The organism is Vibrio sp. 1CM24A (assembly GCF_023161725.1).
In the GTDB taxonomy this organism is placed as follows: domain Bacteria; phylum Pseudomonadota; class Gammaproteobacteria; order Enterobacterales; family Vibrionaceae; genus Vibrio; species Vibrio coralliirubri.
Genome location: NZ_JALNTS010000008.1, coordinates 170,608 through 184,329, shown reverse-complemented (window position 1 = coordinate 184,329; position 13,722 = coordinate 170,608). Strand labels below are relative to the sequence as shown.

General features: G+C 46.1%; 13 protein-coding genes and 1 tRNA gene. 7 read left to right on the top strand and 7 right to left on the bottom strand.

The features are described 5' to 3' along the window. Positions 1–64 precede the first annotated feature (64 nt). Both MSG38_RS18475 and glmS read left to right on the top strand, forming a co-directional pair. Positions 65–835 carry a DeoR family transcriptional regulator gene (locus tag MSG38_RS18475; RefSeq protein ID WP_048614888.1) on the top strand — a complete coding sequence of 257 codons (771 nt, stop codon included), beginning with the start codon at positions 65–67 and terminating at the stop codon, positions 833–835. Between the two features lie 107 nt (positions 836–942). Beyond that, complete coding sequence (glmS, locus tag MSG38_RS18470; RefSeq protein ID WP_059021554.1) at positions 943–2,775, top strand: glutamine--fructose-6-phosphate transaminase (isomerizing); 1,833 nt, start codon at positions 943–945, stop codon at positions 2,773–2,775. Positions 2,776–2,877: 102 nt separating this feature from the next. On the opposite strand, the gene MSG38_RS18465 is transcribed toward glmS, so the two are convergent. From MSG38_RS18465 to rpsU, 6 genes are all read right to left on the bottom strand, one after another. After that, positions 2,878–4,146: an O-acetylhomoserine aminocarboxypropyltransferase/cysteine synthase gene (locus MSG38_RS18465; RefSeq protein ID WP_050651947.1), complete on the bottom strand. Its 1,269-nt coding sequence runs from the start codon at positions 4,144–4,146 to the stop codon at positions 2,878–2,880. Between the two features lie 204 nt (positions 4,147–4,350). Further along, a tRNA-Ile gene (locus MSG38_RS18460) sits at positions 4,351–4,426 on the bottom strand. Positions 4,427–4,589: 163 nt separating this feature from the next. Continuing rightward, complete coding sequence (rpoD, locus tag MSG38_RS18455) at positions 4,590–6,434, bottom strand: RNA polymerase sigma factor RpoD (protein ID WP_048614894.1); 1,845 nt, start codon at positions 6,432–6,434, stop codon at positions 4,590–4,592. Positions 6,435–6,533: 99 nt separating this feature from the next. After that, on the bottom strand, positions 6,534–8,285 hold the full coding sequence (dnaG, locus tag MSG38_RS18450) for a DNA primase (RefSeq protein ID WP_017069474.1): 1,752 nt from the start codon (positions 8,283–8,285) through the stop codon (positions 6,534–6,536). A gap of 119 nt (positions 8,286–8,404) precedes the next feature. Next, positions 8,405–8,848, bottom strand: a complete 444-nt coding sequence (locus tag MSG38_RS18445) for a GatB/YqeY domain-containing protein (protein WP_017069475.1) — start codon at positions 8,846–8,848, stop codon at positions 8,405–8,407. 25 nt (positions 8,849–8,873) lie between these two features. Next, the gene (gene rpsU, locus MSG38_RS18440; RefSeq protein ID WP_004396009.1) at positions 8,874–9,089 is read right to left on the bottom strand and encodes a 30S ribosomal protein S21; all 216 of its coding nucleotides are present in this window, start codon (positions 9,087–9,089) and stop codon (positions 8,874–8,876) included. A gap of 258 nt (positions 9,090–9,347) precedes the next feature. Between rpsU and tsaD the strand changes: the two genes are divergently transcribed. Together tsaD and MSG38_RS18430 are read left to right on the top strand one after the other, a co-directional pair. Beyond that, a complete protein-coding gene (tsaD, locus tag MSG38_RS18435; RefSeq protein ID WP_019826876.1) occupies positions 9,348–10,364 on the top strand; it encodes a tRNA (adenosine(37)-N6)-threonylcarbamoyltransferase complex transferase subunit TsaD in 1,017 nt (338 codons plus the stop codon). Positions 10,365–10,470: 106 nt separating this feature from the next. Beyond that, on the top strand, positions 10,471–11,286 hold the full coding sequence (locus MSG38_RS18430; RefSeq protein ID WP_086971310.1) for an alpha/beta hydrolase: 816 nt from the start codon (positions 10,471–10,473) through the stop codon (positions 11,284–11,286). A 43-nt stretch (positions 11,287–11,329) separates the two neighbouring features. On the opposite strand, the gene plsY is transcribed toward MSG38_RS18430, so the two are convergent. Next, positions 11,330–11,926: a glycerol-3-phosphate 1-O-acyltransferase PlsY gene (plsY, locus tag MSG38_RS18425; protein WP_009847793.1), complete on the bottom strand. Its 597-nt coding sequence runs from the start codon at positions 11,924–11,926 to the stop codon at positions 11,330–11,332. 138 nt (positions 11,927–12,064) lie between these two features. Between plsY and folB the strand changes: the two genes are divergently transcribed. From folB to MSG38_RS18410, 3 genes are read left to right on the top strand one after another with little or no spacing between them, the layout of a single operon-like run. Next, complete coding sequence (gene folB / locus MSG38_RS18420; protein ID WP_059021545.1) at positions 12,065–12,424, top strand: dihydroneopterin aldolase; 360 nt, start codon at positions 12,065–12,067, stop codon at positions 12,422–12,424. After that, positions 12,421–12,903 (top strand): 2-amino-4-hydroxy-6-hydroxymethyldihydropteridine diphosphokinase, encoded by a 483-nt coding sequence (gene folK / locus MSG38_RS18415; RefSeq protein ID WP_059021543.1) that lies wholly within the window; start codon positions 12,421–12,423, stop codon positions 12,901–12,903. The genes folB and folK overlap by 4 nt, the downstream gene beginning before the upstream one ends. Positions 12,904–12,918: 15 nt before the next feature. Beyond that, positions 12,919–13,722, top strand: a complete 804-nt coding sequence (locus MSG38_RS18410; protein WP_059021541.1) for an undecaprenyl-diphosphate phosphatase — start codon at positions 12,919–12,921, stop codon at positions 13,720–13,722.

Genomic DNA, 13,722 nt, shown 5'->3' with positions numbered 1-13,722 from the left:
TGGACTAAATAGTTTCGTTGTAACTATAATATGTTTCATATCGAAACTTAATGGCCTTTTTTAAATGTCGAAACGAAACACCCAGCTCAGAAGACATGCAATTTCTAACCTAGTGAATGAAAAAGGGGAGGTTAGTGTTGATGAATTATCCGCTAAGTTTGAAACCTCAGAGGTCACTATTAGAAAGGACTTGGCGTCTTTAGAGAAAAACGGTCAGCTTTTACGCCGTTATGGTGGTGCGATTTCGTTACCGAAAGAGGTTGTCAACGAAGAACTGGGTCAACAAGTTTCGACTCGAAAGGTTTCATTGGCAAAAGCCGCTGCAGATTTAATTCGCGACCATAACCGTATCGTGATCGATAGTGGCAGTACGACCGGTGCCCTAATTCAGCAGCTTAATGCTAAACGTGGCTTGGTTGTGATGACCAACTCATTGCACGTTGCTAATGCGCTTAATGAGCTTGAAAGCGAGCCGACGTTATTAATGACTGGCGGCACTTGGGATACCCATTCGGACTCTTTCCAAGGCAAAGTCGCAGAGTCGGTGCTTCGTGCTTACGATTTTGACCAACTATTTATTGGGGCTGATGGTATCGACCTTGATAGAGGCACAACCACGTTTAATGAACTGGTTGGCCTGAGCAAAGTAATGGCTGAAGTGTCACGAGAAGTGATCGTGATGGTTGAGTCGGAAAAAGTGGGACGAAAGATCCCGAACTTAGAGCTGGCATGGGAACACATTGACATCTTAATTACCGATACAGACTTAGGCGAAGAATCCAAAGCAAGTATCGAATCACATGATGTTCGAGTGATCCTGACCGATCCAGCGTAAAAACAAATTTAAGTATTATGCATTTACCTTCCTATAATTGATCTTAATAAAGATCTGGCCTTTGCTTGCTGCCAATAGGAATAAAACAAAATTGATGGAGTGAAACTATGTGTGGAATTGTTGGTGCAGTAGCACAGCGTGATGTAGCTGAAATTTTAGTAGAAGGCCTTCGTCGTCTAGAATACCGTGGCTACGATTCAGCAGGTGTCGCTGTAGTCGATACTGAATCTAACCTAACTCGTGTGCGCCGCCTAGGTAAAGTACAAGAGCTAGCGGACGCGGTAGAAGAGCAACAAGTGGTTGGCGGTACAGGTATCGCTCATACACGTTGGGCGACACACGGTGAGCCATCTGAAGCGAACGCACACCCACACATGTCTGGTGATATTGCCGTTGTACACAATGGTATTATCGAAAACCACGAAGCACTGCGCGCTATGCTGCAAGAGCGTGGCTACGTATTTACTTCACAAACGGATACAGAAGTTATTGCTCACTTAGTTGAGTGGGAACTTCGCACTTCAGCTTCTTTGGTTGAAGCGCTACAGAAAACAGCAAAACAATTAGACGGCGCGTACGGCACGGTTGCGGTTGATCGTAAAGATCCTAGCCGCATTGTTGTGGCTCGTTCTGGTAGCCCGATCGTTATCGGTTTTGGTGTCGGTGAGAACTTCCTTGCTTCTGACCAACTGGCGCTACTGAGCGTAACTCGTCGCTTCATGTACCTAGAAGAAGGTGATGTTGCTGAGGTAACTCGTCGTGATGTAACTGTATTTGATGTCGCGGGTGAGCGTGTTGAGCGTGAAATCGTTGAATCAAACGCTGAACATGACGCTGGTGACAAAGGTCAATACCGTCACTTCATGCAGAAAGAGATCTTCGAACAGCCAATAGCGCTGATCAACACAATGGAAGGTCGCATCTCTGACACTTCTGTAATCACTAATGCAATCGGTGTTAAAGCTGAAGAGATCTTAAGCAAGGTTGAACACGTGCAGATCATCGCATGTGGTACGTCTTACAACTCAGGCATGGCAGCGCGTTACTGGTTTGAATCTTTAGCTGGCGTAAGCTGTGACGTAGAGATCGCCTCTGAGTTCCGTTACCGTGATTTCGTTGTTCGCCCGAACAGCCTATTGGTGACTCTGTCTCAGTCTGGTGAAACGGCGGATACGCTTGCTGCACTTCGTCTTGCAAAAGAGAAGGGTTACATGTCAGCAATGACCATCTGTAACGTTGCAGGTTCTTCGCTGGTTCGTGAATCTGATTTTGCCTTCATGACTCGCGCAGGAACAGAGATCGGTGTTGCTTCTACTAAAGCTTTCACAACTCAACTAGCCGCGATGCTGATGATGGTAACGTCAATTGGTCGCCTACAGGGTCGTATCAATGAAGAGAAAGAAGCGGAAATCGTTCAAGCACTTCACCAACTGCCTGCTGATATCGAGAAAGCATTAGCGTTTGATAAAGAAATTGAAGCACTGGCACCTGATTTTGCTGATAAGCACCACACACTGTTCTTGGGTCGTGGTGAGTTCTACCCAATCGCGATGGAAGCGTCTCTTAAACTGAAAGAGATCTCTTACATCCACGCAGAAGCATACGCTGCTGGTGAGCTTAAGCACGGTCCTTTGGCTCTTATCGATGCAGATATGCCTGTAGTCGTTATTGCACCAAGCAACGACTTGCTAGAGAAGCTGAAATCGAACGTTGAAGAAGTTCGTGCTCGTGGCGGTCTACTTTATGTATTCGCAGACCAAGACGCTGGCTTTGAAAGCGATGAGAACATGAAGATCATCAAGATGCCTCACGTAAGTGAAGTAACAGCGCCTATCTACTACACAGTACCGATGCAGCTGTTGTCTTACCATGTCGCACTAATCAAAGGTACCGACGTTGACCAACCTCGTAACCTAGCGAAAGCGGTAACAGTTGAGTAATCCACAGCTTATCTAAGACATAGATAATAAGAAGCCCATCCTGTGATGGGCTTTTTTATGTCTGTTAGTTAACGAGCAGTGTTAGAGCTAGCTGTAGCGTCATTAAGCGCTCAGTGCTTGCTCTAGGTCAGCCAAGATATCGTCAATGTGCTCGATACCTACTGAGAGGCGAATCATCTCCGGTGATACACCGGCTTGTTTCTGTTCAGCTTCGCTTAGTTGACGGTGTGTCGTCGAAGCTGGGTGACAAGCGAGAGATTTCGCATCGCCAATGTTAACCAGGCGCTTGAAGATTTGCAGTGCATCATAGAAGCGAACGCCGGCTTCATAACCGTCTTTTAAACCAAAAGATAGAATGGCCGATGGCTTACCTTGCATGTACTTTTCAGCGAGTGGATAGAATTCTGAATCAGGCAGGCCAGCGTAACTTACCCAGCTGACTTTCTCGTGTTGCTTGAGGTATTCCGCTACTTTCAAGGCATTCTCTGTGTGTCGCTCCATGCGTAGCGACAAGGTCTCCAAACCTTGCATCAACATGAAAGCATTCATTGGTGACAGTGCCGCACCTGTATTACGTAGGGGAACCGTTCTAGCACGACCAATAAACGCAGCCTCACCAAAGGCCTCGGTATAAACCACACCATGGTAAGAGGGCTCTGGCTGATTAAACACAGGGAAGCGGTCTTTGTGTTCTGCCCACGGGAATTTGCCTGAATCGACAATCACGCCACCTAACGTTGTACCGTGACCACCCACGTATTTGGTTAGTGAATGCACCACGATGTCGGCTCCAAAATCGATAGGTTTACACAGCACAGGCGTCGCCACCGTGTTATCAACAATCACAGGCACGCCTTGAGCGTGAGCAAGTTCTGCAACACGTTCTAAGTCGATGATATTACCTGCTGGGTTGCCGATACTTTCGCAGTAAACCGCCTTGGTTTTTTCATCAATCAGTGCCGCTAAGCTTTCTGGTTTATCGTCTTTAGCAAAACGAACTTCGATCCCTTGGTTTGGCAGCATATGAGCAAACAGGGTGTAAGTACCACCGTAAAGCTGAGGCGTTGAAACAATGTTGTCACCGATTTTCGCCAACGTCTGAATCGCATAGTTGATCGCAGCACTGCCCGCACTTACCACTAACCCTGCAATACCCCCTTCTAAGGCTGCCATGCGCTTTTCTAGCACATCATTGGTTGGGTTCATTATGCGAGTGTAGATATTACCTGGTACCGCAAGGTTGAAGAGGTCGGCGCCGTGTTGTGCGTCATCGAATTCGTAAGCGACGGTTTGGTAGATAGGTGTGGCAACGGATTTGGTTGTTGGATCAGTGTCGTAACCGAAGTGAATCGAGAGTGTTTCGTCTTTCATGAGTCTTCCCTGAACTATTGAGCGATTTATGTACTCTCATATTGCCGATTTTTTTATAAAAGAAAAGTATGTTTAGTCACAGAGAGGCAATTGGAATTGTGTGCGGGACGATTCGTTTCTGGTTAGGAAGTGCAGGGCGTGATTGGTACTGAATCAGAAAAGCAAAAAGCCAGAGCAGTGTGAACTGTTCTGGCTTTTCTAATTTGGTGGCCCCTCCCAGATTTGAACTGGGGACCGAACGATTATGAGTCGTGCGCTCTAACCACTGAGCTAAGGGGCCGTAGGGCATAGATTATAGGGGAAGCATTCAGTGGTGTCTAGACACTATAAGGGGCAATTCCGCTTACATCTTAGCCACTTAAATCATGCGGATAAAAAAAAGGTGAGCCAACGCTCACCTTTTCTTATTTATGCTTAAAAGCTAACCGCACTAAAGCGTGTGATTACTCGTCTAGGAAGCTACGCAGAGTTTCTGAGCGGCTTGGGTGACGAAGTTTACGCAGTGCTTTTGCTTCGATCTGACGGATACGTTCACGAGTTACGTCGAACTGCTTGCCCACTTCTTCAAGAGTGTGGTCAGTGTTCATATCGATACCGAAACGCATACGCAGTACTTTAGCTTCACGAGGTGTTAGGCCAGCAAGAACGTCTTTAGTTGCGCCGCGTAGGCTTGTTGCCGTTGCAGAGTCTAAAGGTAGTTCTAGCGTTGTATCCTCGATGAAATCACCTAGGTGCGAATCTTCGTCGTCACCGATTGGTGTCTCCATTGAGATTGGCTCTTTAGCAATTTTCAGTACTTTACGGATCTTGTCTTCAGGCATTTGCATGCGTTCAGCCAGTTCTTCCGGAAGTGGTTCACGACCCATCTCTTGTAGCATTTGACGAGAGATACGGTTTAGTTTGTTGATCGTTTCGATCATGTGAACCGGAATACGGATAGTACGAGCTTGGTCGGCAATCGAACGAGTGATTGCTTGACGGATCCACCACGTAGCGTAAGTAGAGAACTTGTAACCACGACGGTATTCAAACTTATCTACCGCTTTCATCAGACCGATGTTACCTTCTTGGATTAGATCCAGGAATTGTAGACCACGGTTTGTGTACTTCTTAGCAATCGAGATTACTAGACGTAAGTTCGCTTCAACCATCTCTTTCTTCGCACGACGAGCTTTCGCTTCACCGATAGACATACGACGGCTGATATCTTTGATGCTTTGAACAGTAAGAGACGTTTCACGTTCGATCATATCCAGTTTTTGGATAGAGCGACGGATGTCGTGCTCGTTACGTTTGATCTTTTCTGCGTATGGCTTGTCTGAAGCAAGAACTTCATCCAACCATGCTTCGCTAGATTCGTTGCCAGTAAATAGAGCAATGAAAGATTTCTTCGGCATTTTGCCGTACTCAACCGTTTGACGCATGATTAGGCGTTCTTGAGTACGTACGCGATCCATTGAGTTACGCAGTTCGTTTACTAGGTAATCAAACTGTTTTGGTGTTAGACGGAACTCTTTGAATACGTCTTGCATCATTGTTGTTGCAAGCATTGCTTTCGGGCTTTCATGGCCGTACTCGTTGATCGCTAGCTGACGGTTCTGGTAGCTAGTACGAAGCGCTGTGAACTTCTCAAGAGCAAGTTCAGGATCGATACCTGTATCTTCTTCTTCCTCTTCCTCGTCGTCTTCAGCGTCTTCTTTGTCTTCGTCTTCCAGATCAGTTTCAGCAAGTTCTGAACCGATGTGAGTCGCCGTTGGCGCAGCTGTGCCATCGTCGTCAGGGTCAACAAAGCCATTGATTAGGTCTGTTAAGCGAATCTCTTCTGCTTGTACGCGGTCAAACTGTTCCAAGATGTATGGAATAGTGCCAGGGTACTCAGCAACCGATAGTTGAACTGTATTGATACCATCTTCAATACGTTTCGCAATGTCGATTTCGCCTTCACGAGTCAGTAGTTCAACCGTACCCATTTCACGCATGTACATGCGAACTGGGTCAGTAGTACGGCCAATCTCGCTTTCTACGCTTGAAAGCGCAGCAGCTGCAGCTTCGGCTGCATCTTCATCTATATTGGCATCGTCATCATTAAGTGCTAGATCATCAGCATCAGGTGCAGTTTCAACTACCTTGATACCCATGTCGTTGATCATTTGAATGATGTCTTCTACCTGTTCAGAATCCACGATTTCTGCAGGTAGGTGGTCGTTTACTTCGGCGTAGGTCAGATAGCCTTGTTCCTTGCCTTTAATAACAAGTAATTTAAGCTGTGACTGCGGATTTTGATCCATAGATGATATCCAACTTCAGGTCTGGTGAAGGACGTTGCATTCTCAAATGCAAACCAATTATGTTAACAAATTTATTAAATGCTGACTAATCAAACAGGGTTACGCTTTTAGATCTAGCATTAAAGCTAGTAGCTCCCTTTTTTCTTCGGCTGATAAACCGACGCTTCTTGCTTTGGCCTGCAGGTTTTCAATTTGTTTTTCAACGCACTGGGCAAGTATGTTGTCCAATGAGTCTAAAAATATGTCTTCTTGATTGTCTTCGTCGAGGGGGATTTCCCAGCTCGCGAGACGAGACAGAAGAGCCTCATGTTTATTGTGTCGCCAATGCTCTAATAATTGGCCTGTGTTGATATGGGGATGCGCGTGGCATTTATCAAGTACTTCGACGAATAAACTTAGTCCAGGCAACTGTAAGCCTTTGACACTTGATAAATCCGGTACCATATCAGCATAGCTCGGATTTTGGATAAGCAAAGCGATAACTTCACGCATTGGAGTGCGCTTCAGCTCTTTATGCGGTTGAGGTGTCGGGTTCTGTGTATGAACACGCGCACGTCGCAATTGGTTATCAAATCCAGTTCGCTCATCGAGCAGTTTTTCGAGCAATTCTTGGAAGTAACTGTCAGGAATTTTGTTAATCAAGGCGCTGGCGTGTGCACGCAGTGCTGATTTCCCTTCGGTTGTTCCCAAGTTCAACTTGTGTATTTCAATCAGGTTATCGAACAAATAGGTCGAAAGCGGCGTCGCATTGTGGACTAGCTGTTCAAAAGCGGCTTTGCCATGCTCTCTAATATAGCTGTCTGGGTCTTCACCGTCGGGCAAGAACAGAAACTTAAGCGTGTTGCCCGTTTTCAGATACTCAAGTGCGTTTTCTAGTGCGCGCCATGCGGCCTCTTTACCTGCTCGGTCACCATCGTAACAACAAACCACAGTGCTGGTTTGACGGAACAACATTTGAACATGGTCGCCAGTTGTCGAGGTGCCCAGTGATGCTACTGAGTAATCGACACCATATTGCGCGAGTGCCACTACATCCATGTAACCTTCAACCACAAGTATTTGCGGCGGTTCACGGTAGGCTTGCAGCACTTCATAAAGGCCGTAAAGCTCTTTACCTTTATGGAATATAGGTGTTTCTGGTGAGTTGAGGTATTTTGGTGTGCCGTCTTCTAATACACGACCACCAAAACCAATCACACGGCCACGACGATCACGAATCGGGAACATTACGCGTCCACGGAATCGGTCGTATCGGTTACCTTTATCGTTCTCAATTAGCATGCCGCCAGTCACGAGCATGTCTTGGGCTTCTTTCTGTTGGCCAAAGTTCTTACGAACTAAGTCCCACTCATCGGCCACATAACCAATACCAAACTTCTGGACGATCTCGCCCGAAAGGCCACGATTCTTTAGGTAATCTATCGCAGGTTTGTTGGCTGATATTTTCAGTTGAGAGCGGTAAAAATTACTGATGCCGCCCATCAAATCGTAGAGGTTACGTTTTTGTTCGCTGTTGGCTCTTGGTGCTGTTGATATCTCGCCGCTGCGCTGTTCTCTAGGAACATCGAGGCCTAAGAAAGAGGCTAGCTCTTCAATAGCTTCAACAAAATCGAGACGTTCGAACTCCATAATGAAGTCGATAGCATTACCGTGTACGCCACAACCAAAGCAGTGGTAAAACTGTTTTTCTTGGCTTACGCTAAAAGAAGGGGTCTTTTCGTTGTGGAATGGGCAACAAGCACCATAGTTTTTGCCTTTTTTCTTAAGTTTCACGCGTGCGTCCACAATGTCGACAATGTCGAGACGCGCTAGGAGATCATCGATGAAACTACGCGGGATGTGTCCTGCCATAAAACCTTAGAAAAATGCACTAACTGAGAGTGTGGATAATAATAGTTTGAATAGGTTACAGATACAAACAAGCCGTGCGTTCCGAAGGATTGCACGGCTTGTTGCAATTTGATTTGGGATTAAGCGAGTTTAGAACGAACTAAACCACTAACTTTACCCATATCTGCACGCCCTTGAATTTGTGGTTTCAAGATAGCCATTACTTTACCCATGTCTTGCATGCCCGCTGGTTGAGCTTCGGCGATTGCGCTATCAAGTAGTGCAATAACTTCTTCATCAGTTAGCGGTTGAGGCATAAAGCCTTCAAGTACCGTAATTTCTGCTTTTTCCACGTCAGCAAGATCTTGACGATTTGCCGATTCATATTGAGCAACAGAATCGCGACGTTGCTTAACCATTTTAACTAATACAGCAAGAATGTCGTCGTCGTTCAGAGTGATCCGTTCGTCAACTTCACGTTGCTTAATTGCTGAAAGAGCTAAGCGGATAGTGCCAAGGCGCGGTTTGTCCTTGGCTTTCATCGCTAATTTTTGCTCTTCTTTGAGTTGTTCAATAAGAGCCATAACTCAGTCCTTATGGATTAAGTTATTAGTACAGGCGAACGCGACGTGCGTTTTCGCGAGCTAGCTTCTTAGCGTGACGCTTTTGAGCTGCTGCTTTAGCGCGTTTGCGAACTGTAGTTGGCTTTTCGTAGTGCTCGCGACGGCGAACTTCAGAAAGGATACCTGCTTTTTCACAAGAGCGCTTGAAACGACGTAGTGCAACGTCGAACGGTTCGTTTTCACGTACTTTAACTATTGGCATATGCCTTTCACCTCAGGGGTTATTCATTATCGCTGGCCACTCAGTACCAAATCAGAGAAGTTACCCATCGAGCTAACTCTCTATTCGCGTTTGGCCATTAACCAGCTTGATCAAAAATGGTGCGGAATTTTAATCCGATCACAGTGGCTTTGTAAAGCACTTTGTCGATTATAGTCTGTACAATATTTGTTTGAAGAGCTTAGGCAGGGTAATATTGCGCTAATTTCCCATTTTAGACGAAAGCGTGCCGAGAAAATTATGCGCATTATTGGTATTGAAACCTCTTGTGATGAAACAGGAATCGCGATTTATGATGATGAGCAAGGGCTGCTTTCTCATCAATTATATAGCCAAGTAAAGCTGCACGCCGATTACGGTGGTGTGGTGCCTGAGCTAGCTTCGCGTGACCACGTGAAAAAAACAATTCCTCTTATTAAAGCGGCATTAGCTGAAGCGAACCTAACGTCGAAAGACATTGATGGTGTGGCTTACACAGCTGGCCCTGGTTTAGTGGGTGCTTTGCTTGTAGGTGCAACGATTGGTCGCAGTATTGCTTATGCGTGGGGCGTGCCTGCTGTGCCTGTTCACCATATGGAAGGTCACCTTCTTGCGCCAATGTTAGAAGACAACCCACCTCCATTCCCATTTGTGGCTCTGCTGGTTTCTGGCGGCCATACCATGATGGTAGAAGTGAAAGGTATTGGTGAATACCGAATCCTTGGTGAATCGATTGATGATGCAGCGGGTGAAGCGTTTGATAAAACCGCGAAACTGATGGGCTTAGATTACCCTGGTGGTCCACTGCTATCTCGTTTGGCAGAAAAAGGCACTCCGGGTCGTTTTAAGTTCCCGCGTCCAATGACCGATCGTCCGGGTTTAGATATGAGCTTTTCTGGTCTAAAGACGTTCGCAGCGAATACCATTCGTGATAACGATAATGATGACCAGACTCGTGCTGATATTGCTTACGCATTCCAAGAAGCTGTTTGTGCAACCTTAGTAATCAAGTGTAAGCGCGCCTTGGTAGAAACAGGCATGAAACGTATAGTGATTGCTGGCGGTGTAAGTGCCAACAAGCAACTGCGTGTTGAGCTTGAAGCTCTTGCTAAGAAAATCGGTGGTGAGGTGTACTACCCACGCACTGAGTTCTGTACAGATAACGGTGCGATGATCGCTTATGCGGGCATGCAGCGCCTGAAGAATGGCGAAACGGCTGATTTGTCTGTTCATGCCACACCGCGTTGGCCTATTGACCAGCTAGAGCCAATTGCGTAATTGACTATAGTGTTTCGATAAACGGTCGCCTTGTGCGGCCGTTTTTATATCCTAGCTTACCGACTGTATGTCGATAAATAATTGCTGATAGAGATTAGGGAAGAAAATGAACAAGTTCACAGTAGACAATCAATCGATGGCGTACCTAGATGAAGGTCAAGGCCCTGTTGTTGTACTCGGCCACAGCTACCTTTGGGATAGTGCAATGTGGAAGCCGCAGATCGAAGCGTTAAAAACTCAGTATCGCTGTATTGTTCCAGAGCTTTGGTCTCATGGTGAATCTCAAGCAGCACCCACTTCGATGCGTAACTTGAAAGATTACGCTCAGCACGTTTTGGCTCTGCTTGATCATTTAGAGATCGAAGAATTCTCAGTGGTTGGCTTATCGGTTGGCGGTATGTGGGGTACTGAGTTAGCGGAACTTGCACCTTCACGTATTAAGTCTTTGGTTCTAATGGATACTTTTGTGGGTTTAGAGCCAGAAGTTGCTCACGCTAAGTACTTCAGCATGTTAGATACCATCACTCAAACCAAGACGGTTCCTCAGCCAATTGTTGAAGCGGTTGTGCCACTGTTCTTCGCTAATGATGCTCAAACCAACACGCCAGCTTTAGTTGAAGGTTTTACTCAGCAGTTATCAGCTCTTGAGGGCGACAACGCTGAAGAAGTGGCACGAATTGGTCGAATGGTGTTTGGACGTCGCGATATGATTGAATCGGTAGAGAACTTTGCTCTGCCTGTTTTGATTGCTGTAGGACAAGAAGATAAACCACGTCCGGTACTTGAGTCATACCTAATGCACGATTGCATTACGGGCAGTGAATTAGTGGTGATTCCTGGCGCAGGTCATATTAGCTCGTTAGAGCAACCAGAGTTTGTGAACACAATGCTGAAGACGTTTTTAGATAAACATCTGCTGTAAGCTTTAAATACTGAATATTATGGTTCGGCTTAGACGTGACAGTTTAAGCCGATTTTTTTTGTCCGAGTTTTGGTTCGCTGCCATCGAGTAGGCGGCGGATATTCTGATGGTGACGCAACACGATCAAACAACACAACATGGCTACAGGCAGTGTGTATTGAGGTTTGACTAACCAAGCGTAGAAAGGGGCAAGTAGCACAGTAACCAGTGCAGCTAAAGAAGAGTAACGAAACAAAAACGCGACCACTAACCAAGTTGCCATGATCATTCCGGTTAGATCGAATCCTATTGGGGCGATAGCTCCGAGTGCAGTTGCCACGCCTTTACCACCTTTGAAGTGGAAGAAGATCGGATACATATGACCTAGACACGCCGCAATTGCGACAACCCCAAGAATGATTGGGTCGATCTTGAGGTAGTAGCCAAGCCAGACAGGGATAGTGCCTTTCAGCATGTCACACAGGAGGACGGCAGCAGCGGCGCCTTTACCGCCAACGCGCAGGACATTGGTGGCTCCCGGGTTATTGGAGCCTACCGTTCTTGGATCAGGAAGTCTTAAGACTCGGCATATCAAGACCGCACTAGAGATTGAACCTAGCAAATAGGCTGCAATGATCATGATTAGTGCCAATGGGGTCATGTCTTTCCTTAAACGGTTATAAGCCTAACGATGGGAAAATAATGCTCAATCCAAGAGTAATTGATATCATATCTCGAATTACGCAAATAATACGTTTTTTTCCCCCATATGGGTATCCGACCTCTAAAAGGACAAGTCATGGCACTGGATAAAGTTTTCATTGAACAGCTAGAAGTAATTACAACGATCGGTGTTTACGATTGGGAACAAGAGATTAAACAAAAACTTGTGCTTGATATTGAAATGGCTCATGACAACCGCCCAGCGGGTAAGAGTGATGATGTAGTCGATGCTTTGGACTACTCGACTGTGAGTACAGCTGTGCTTGATCACATTGCGAATGGCCGATTCCTATTGGTTGAACGTGTGGCAGAAGAAGTCGCTGAATTGATCATGGCTCAATTCTCTGTGCCGTGGATTAAAATCCGCTTAGCGAAACCTGGCGCAGTGCCACAAGCAAAAGCCGTTGGCGTGATCATCGAACGAGGTCAAGCATGACAGTAGCCTATGTTGGTGTTGGCACGAACATAGACCGCGATAAGCATGCAAGGGTGGCATGGACAGAGCTTCAATCGTTAGGGACTAACCTTAAATGCTCTAAAGTCTATCACTGTGAGCCCGTGGGTTTTAATAGCCATCCGTTTTATAACTTTGTGATAGAGCTCGACACGTCACTCTCATTGACTGAATTTTCACAGCAGCTGCGTAAAATTGAGTTTAAATGGGGTCGCTCTCAAGATGCGCACAAACTTCAAGATCGAAAACTCGATCTTGATATTGTGCTGTTTGGAGAGGTGGTTTCTGAGCGCGAACCAGAATTACCACGCAGTGATATCTACAAATATCCTTTTGTAACACAACCGCTTTATGATCTTTGTCCTGCGAGAGTGATCCCGCAAGACGGAAGAACCGTCAGTGAAATATGGCAGAAGATGCAGCAATTAGACTCGCTCTCTGTCGTAGATATAAAACTATAATTTTTAAGGTAAGTAATGAGTTATTTTGAAGCGTTTATGTTGGCGTTGGTGCAAGGCTTTACTGAGTTTTTACCTATTTCCAGTTCTGCACATTTAATCCTTCCTTCTGCTGTTTTAGGTTGGGAAGATCAAGGCTTGGCTTTTGATGTTGCTGTCCACGTTGGTACTTTGGCAGCCGTGGTTATCTATTTCCGTAAAGAAGTGGTCTCTCTGTTGAGCGCATTCTTTGGTTCAGTGTTTAAAGGTGATCGCAGTAAAGAAGCGAAGCTAGCGTGGATGATCATTCTCGCAACGATTCCTGCGTGTATCTTTGGCTTGTTGATGAAAGATATTGTTGAGCTTTACTTGCGCAGTGCGTGGGTGATCGCGACGACAACGATTATCTTTGGTCTATTGCTATGGTGGGTGGACAAGAACTCAAGCCTGCGCGATGACGAATACCAAGCGGGTTGGAAAAAGGCGCTGTTTATTGGTCTTGCTCAAGCAATGGCGATCATTCCGGGCACGTCTCGTTCTGGCGCAACCATTACCGCGGCGCTTTACCTTGGTTTCACACGTGAAGCGGCAGCTCGATTCTCTTTCCTAATGTCTATCCCAATCATCACTCTGGCTGGTGGTTATTTAGGTCTTAAGTTGGTGACAAGCGGTGACCCAATCCATGTTGGCACTTTGCTAACGGGCGTTGCGGTGTCTTTCATCAGTGCTTACATCTGTATCCACTTCTTCTTGAAGCTTATCTCTCGTATGGGCATGACACCGTTCGTTATCTACCGCCTGATTCTAGGTTGTGGTCTGTTTGCTTTCTTAATGATGCAGTAA

What these genes read in the sequence shown, in the direction of transcription:
- MSG38_RS18475 (WP_048614888.1), top strand. Translation starts at nt 65, where the DNA reads ATGTCGAAACGAAACACCCAGCTCAGAAGACATGCAATTTCTAACCTA.
- glmS (WP_059021554.1), top strand. Translation starts at nt 943, where the DNA reads ATGTGTGGAATTGTTGGTGCAGTAGCACAGCGTGATGTAGCTGAAATT.
- MSG38_RS18465 (WP_050651947.1), bottom strand. Translation starts at nt 4,146, where the DNA reads ATGAAAGACGAAACACTCTCGATTCACTTCGGTTACGACACTGATCCA.
- rpoD (WP_048614894.1), bottom strand. Translation starts at nt 6,434, where the DNA reads ATGGATCAAAATCCGCAGTCACAGCTTAAATTACTTGTTATTAAAGGC.
- dnaG (WP_017069474.1), bottom strand. Translation starts at nt 8,285, where the DNA reads ATGGCAGGACACATCCCGCGTAGTTTCATCGATGATCTCCTAGCGCGT.
- MSG38_RS18445 (WP_017069475.1), bottom strand. Translation starts at nt 8,848, where the DNA reads ATGGCTCTTATTGAACAACTCAAAGAAGAGCAAAAATTAGCGATGAAA.
- rpsU (WP_004396009.1), bottom strand. Translation starts at nt 9,089, where the DNA reads ATGCCAATAGTTAAAGTACGTGAAAACGAACCGTTCGACGTTGCACTA.
- tsaD (WP_019826876.1), top strand. Translation starts at nt 9,348, where the DNA reads ATGCGCATTATTGGTATTGAAACCTCTTGTGATGAAACAGGAATCGCG.
- MSG38_RS18430 (WP_086971310.1), top strand. Translation starts at nt 10,471, where the DNA reads ATGAACAAGTTCACAGTAGACAATCAATCGATGGCGTACCTAGATGAA.
- plsY (WP_009847793.1), bottom strand. Translation starts at nt 11,926, where the DNA reads ATGACCCCATTGGCACTAATCATGATCATTGCAGCCTATTTGCTAGGT.
- folB (WP_059021545.1), top strand. Translation starts at nt 12,065, where the DNA reads ATGGCACTGGATAAAGTTTTCATTGAACAGCTAGAAGTAATTACAACG.
- folK (WP_059021543.1), top strand. Translation starts at nt 12,421, where the DNA reads ATGACAGTAGCCTATGTTGGTGTTGGCACGAACATAGACCGCGATAAG.
- MSG38_RS18410 (WP_059021541.1), top strand. Translation starts at nt 12,919, where the DNA reads ATGAGTTATTTTGAAGCGTTTATGTTGGCGTTGGTGCAAGGCTTTACT.